Below are 4,835 nucleotides of genomic sequence, written 5' to 3'. Positions count from 1 at the left end.
CGTCCGTTTGTCCGGCTGTATTTCCGTACAAAGAATCACCCGTCCGTCCAACCGATTATAGAAACATACAAATAACTATACGAACATATGAAAAATCCTATCTATGCGGCGTTCTCCACGCAAAAGGGAGGCGCCGGCAAAACGACCCTTACGGTGCTTGTCGCCGGTTACCTGCATTATGTCAAAGGGTACAATGTGGCGGTCGTGGACTGCGACTTCCCGCAATACAGCATCCACGATATGCGCAAGCGGGACATGAAAGCCATTATGGAAGACGACTATTACAAGGTGCAGGCATTCGAGATGCTCAAGCGCATAGGCAAGAAGTATTATCCCGTAGAATGCAGCCGTGCGGAGGACGCCATCGCCACGGCGGAGCGGCTGTGCCGTACGCGTGAAGACACGGACATCGTATTCTTCGATCTCCCGGGAACCGTCAACAACAAGGAGGTGGTCGGCACCATCGCCCGCATGGATTACATCTTCTGTCCGATAATCGCCGACAGGGTCGTCATGGAGAGTTCCCTGCGCTTTGCGACGGTCATCAACGAGCAGCTGGTCAGCACGGGCAAGTCGGACATCAAGGGGCTCTACCTTGTCTGGAACATGGTGGACGGGCGTGAAAAGACGGACTTGTACGCCCTCTACGAAAAGGTCTGTGCGGAGTTTGCCCTGCCGATACTGAAAACGGCCCTGCCGGACAGCAAGCGGTTCCGCAAGGAAACCTCCGGGGAGCGCAAGGCGGTCTTCCGTTCCACGACGTTTCCGCCCGACCGTCCGCTGGTGCGCGGCAGCCACATCGACCGGCTGGCGGAAGAGATTATAGGCATCATCAAAGGTTGAAGGCCATGGCAAAGAAAACACGAGTGGAAGATATAGACAGCGAGTTCATCATCAATTCGTTCCGGCAGGACGATCTGAGCATTCCGCCGGCGGCGAGGAGCGTGGAGGGCATGCCGGCCGCTCCTGCGGTCCCCGCCCCTCCGCCGACAGCCGATGACGCACCGCCGGCCTCCGGAGCGGAACGGCGCGAAGACGCCCGCCGCCGCAAGACCGGAGCGCCCGACTACGAGTCGCAGTTCCTGAAAGAAGTGGAGACGCCGGCCCGGTACGGGAAACCCGTCTATGTATCCAAGGAGTTCCACGAGCGGATCAGGCTGCTGCTGAGCGTTGTCTGCAAAGACAAGGTGTCGATGTTCAGTTTTGTGAACAACGTGCTGGCGCATCATTTTGAGAAGCATCAGGAAGAAATCACCCGATTGTATCACGAACATTCAAAATCAATTTTCTGACATATGGGCATACTGCTGATTATTCTAATTGTCGCCTACGGTTGTTTCGTCGCAGGCTTTTTCCTCTCGGAGAAACTGCGCCGTCCGCGCCGCTCCAAGACCGGCAGCCCTGTCGTGCCGCCGTCCCGCGGCGCTGCACCCGATGTCGTGGGCCGCAGCCTGTTCCGGATGCCCGCAAGGAGCGTCCGTCCCGAACCCGCGGAGACGTCGGAAGGCGCCAGCCGAAGCCGGCCGGAGACAAATGCCGACACGGACGAAGAAACGGAAGAAGTGGCGGATGCCGATGTTATTTTTGCAGACGCAACGGAGGAAGGACACCCCGCCCGTATTTCGGACGACGGCCTCGACGCGGCCTTTGCGGATATACGCATCGAAGATGTAGTCGGCGGGGAAGAACCCGATGAAAATCCGACGGCGGGCTATGCCCGAGGCGAAAGTTTCGAGGCGATAGACGCCGCCGTCCGCACCGTCCGCACGGCAGATGCCACGGACGAACAGACCCGACAGGCGGGACGCGTTTTCGCCGGGCTGCAGGACACGGAGCTTTTCGCGTGCATCACGGAACGCTTCGCCGCCGTCGGGGAGCGTGTTACGCAGGCTATCGAGAGTTATCTCCATGCCGCCGGCTCCGTAGGAAAGCAGGCATTCACACTGCCCGAAACCATCGAGGATTTCGACATTCGGGACTATGTATAACCAAAAACAAAAGGACGCATGAAACAGAGAGATTACGGGTAGTTCCGGGAGCTGCCGCTAAAAACCGAAAGACAAACAGATTATCAACCCGCCGGGCGGCCTGTCCCGCCGTCCGGCACAAATACGAACAACCATCTTATGAAACACAAAAGCATTCTTTTATCCGCCGCCTTTCTGGCGGCAGGCGCCGTCGGCGCATACGCGCAGGGCAACGGACTGGCCGGCATCAACGAGGCCACGTCCATGGTATCGTCCTATTTCGACCCGGGCACGAAACTCATCTATGCCATCGGTGCGGTCGTGGGCCTTATCGGAGGCGTCAAGGTCTACGGCAAGTTCTCCTCGGGCGATCCGGACACCTCGAAGACCGCCGCGAGCTGGTTCGGGGCGTGCATCTTCCTGATTGTCGCGGCAACGATTCTGCGTTCGTTCTTCCTCTGATACCGGCGGCCATGTCAGAATATCCCATCAACAAGGGTATCGGCCGCACGGCCGAGTTCAAGGGGTTGAAAGCCCAGTATCTCTTCATCTTCGCCGGAGGGCTGCTTGCCGTCTTCGTGGTCTTCGTCATCATGTACATGGCAGGCCTCGCTTCGTGGATATACATCGGCTTCGGGGTGGCCGCGGCGTCTGTCCTCGTATGGCAGACCTTCACCCTGAATGCACGGTACGGGGAGTACGGGCTGATGAAAGCGGGTGCCGCACGCACCCGTCCCCGCTACCTTATCAACCGGCGGCGCGTGACCCGTCTGTTCCAAAGAAAGGAGGAATCATGAGAAACATCTTAAAGGCTTCGACGCTCGAATCGAAGTTCCCGCTGCTGGCGGTGGAACAGGGCTGCATCCTCTCGAAGGATGCGGACATCACGGCGGCATTCGAGGTCGTGCTTCCCGAACTGTACACCGTAACGGGAACGGAGTACGAGGCGCTGCACGGGACGTGGTGCAAGGCATTGAAAGTCCTGCCCGCGTTTTCCATTCTGCACAAGCAGGACTGGTTCGTGCGCGAGCGCTACGCTCCCGACCTGCAGAAAGAGGATGCGAGTTTCCTCGCGCGCGCTTTCGAGCGGCATTTCAACGAGCGGCCCTACCTGCACCACCGGTGCTACGTCTATCTGACGAAGACGACGAAAGAACGCAGCCGGCAGCAGAGCAATTTCAGCACCCTGTGCCGCGGGCATATCATTCCGAAGGAGGTAAACGGCGGCACGGCGGCGAAATTCATGGAATCCGTCGGGCAGTTCGAGCGCATCATGAACGATTCGGGGCTGGTGCGTCTGCGCCGGCTGACGACCGACGAGATTGTCGGCACCCGGGAGACGTCGGGACTGATAGAACAGTATCTCTCCCTCACGGCGGGGAATGCCGCGTGTCTGCAGGACATGGACCTCTCGGCAGCGGACATGCGCATCGGCGACAAGCATCTGTGCCTGCACACGCTCTCCGATACGGAGGATCTGCCGGGCATGGCGGCGACCGATTCGCGCTATGAGCGTCTCTCCACCGACCGCTCGGACTGCCGGCTCTCTTTCGCCGCCCCGTGGGCTTGCTGCTGCCCTGGGACCATCTCTACAATCAGTACATCTTCCTCGATGACAGCGACGAGAATCTGCAGCGTTTCGAAAAGAACGCACGCAACATGCACTCGCTGTCGCGCTATTCGCGCTCCAACCAGATCAACAGGGAGTGGATAGAGAAGTATCTGAACGAGGCGCACTCGCTGGGCCTGACTTCCGTGCGGGCGCATTTCAACGTCATCGCATGGTCGGAAGATGCGGGGGAACTCAGGCGCATCCACAACGATGCCGGCAGCCAGCTGGCGTCGATGGGGTGTATGCCGCGCCACAACACGGTGGACTGCCCGACGCTTTACTGGGCGGGCATTCCGGGCAATGCGGCGGACTTCCCTGCCGAGGAATCGTTTTATACCTTCACCGAACAGGCGGTGTGCTTCTTCACGGAGGAGACCAATTACCGGTCGTCGCTCTCGCCTTTCGGCATCCGCATGGCCGACCGTCTTACGGGCAAGCCCCTGCACGTGGACATCAGCGACCTGCCCATGAAGCAGGGCATCACGACCAACCGCAACAAGTTCATTCTGGGCCCTTCGGGATCGGGAAAATCGTTTTTCACGAACCACATGGTGCGGCAGTATTACGAGCAGGGCACGCACATCGTGCTCATCGACACGGGAAACTCCTACGAGGGGCTGTGCGGGATGATACACCGCAAGACACGGGGAGAGGACGGCATATACTTTACCTACACGGATGAGAATCCCATCGCCTTCAATCCGTTCTACACGGACGACAGGGTGTTCGACATCGAAAAGCGGGAAAGCATCAAGACGCTGCTGCTGACGCTGTGGAAGAAGGACAACGAGCCTGCGACCCGCGCGGAGGAGGTGGCGCTCTCGAATGCCGTCGCGCTCTACATAGAGCGTCTCAAGACCGACGGGAGCCTCGTGCCGTCCTTCAACTCGTTCTATGAGTTCGTCGGCGGCGAATACCGCGGCATCCTCGCGGAGAAACAGGTGCGCGAGCGGGATTTCGACCTGCACAATTTTCTCAACGTCCTCGAACCCTATTATCGGGGCGGAGAATACGACTACCTGCTCAACTCCGACAAACAGCTGGACTTGCTGCACAAGCGGTTCATCGTCTTTGAAATCGACGCCATCAAGGACCACCCGATCCTGTTTCCCGTCACGACCATCATCATCATGGAAATGTTCATCGGCAAGATGCGGCGGCTGAAAGGCATCCGCAAGATGATACTCATCGAGGAAGCGTGGAAAGCCATCGCCTCGGCGAACATGGCGTCTTACATCAAGTATATGTACAAGACC

5 protein-coding genes and 1 pseudogene are annotated in these 4,835 nt (G+C 58.7%); all 6 read left to right on the top strand.

All coding sequences use genetic code 11. The features are described from left to right. Window positions 1-87 precede the first annotated feature (87 nt). On the top strand, window positions 88-843 hold the full coding sequence (locus Q0Z70_RS13030) for a ParA family protein (protein WP_298075164.1): 756 nt from the start codon (window positions 88-90) through the stop codon (window positions 841-843). Between the two features lie 5 nt (window positions 844-848). Then, window positions 849-1,292: a DUF3408 domain-containing protein gene (locus Q0Z70_RS13025; protein WP_298075162.1), complete on the top strand. Its 444-nt coding sequence runs from the start codon at window positions 849-851 to the stop codon at window positions 1,290-1,292. A 3-nt stretch (window positions 1,293-1,295) separates the two neighbouring features. Then, window positions 1,296-1,988, top strand: coding sequence for a hypothetical protein (locus tag Q0Z70_RS13020; RefSeq protein ID WP_298075161.1), 693 nt, complete (start codon window positions 1,296-1,298; stop codon window positions 1,986-1,988). Window positions 1,989-2,126: 138 nt separating this feature from the next. Further along, a complete protein-coding gene (locus Q0Z70_RS13015; RefSeq protein WP_298075160.1) occupies window positions 2,127-2,429 on the top strand; it encodes a DUF4134 domain-containing protein in 303 nt (100 codons plus the stop codon). An 11-nt stretch (window positions 2,430-2,440) separates the two neighbouring features. Then, window positions 2,441-2,764, top strand: a complete 324-nt coding sequence (locus tag Q0Z70_RS13010) for a DUF4133 domain-containing protein (RefSeq protein WP_298075158.1) — start codon at window positions 2,441-2,443, stop codon at window positions 2,762-2,764. Beyond that, a pseudogene (locus tag Q0Z70_RS13005) lies at window positions 2,761-4,835 on the top strand (TraG family conjugative transposon ATPase); the annotation flags it as partial. The gene Q0Z70_RS13010 and the pseudogene Q0Z70_RS13005, both read left to right, overlap by 4 nt.

This window comes from uncultured Bacteroides sp. (assembly GCF_947632445.1).
Taxonomy (GTDB): domain Bacteria; phylum Bacteroidota; class Bacteroidia; order Bacteroidales; family Bacteroidaceae; genus Bacteroides.
The sequence above is the reverse complement of the archived record's forward strand: the minus strand, read 5'-3'. Positions and strand labels throughout refer to the sequence as shown.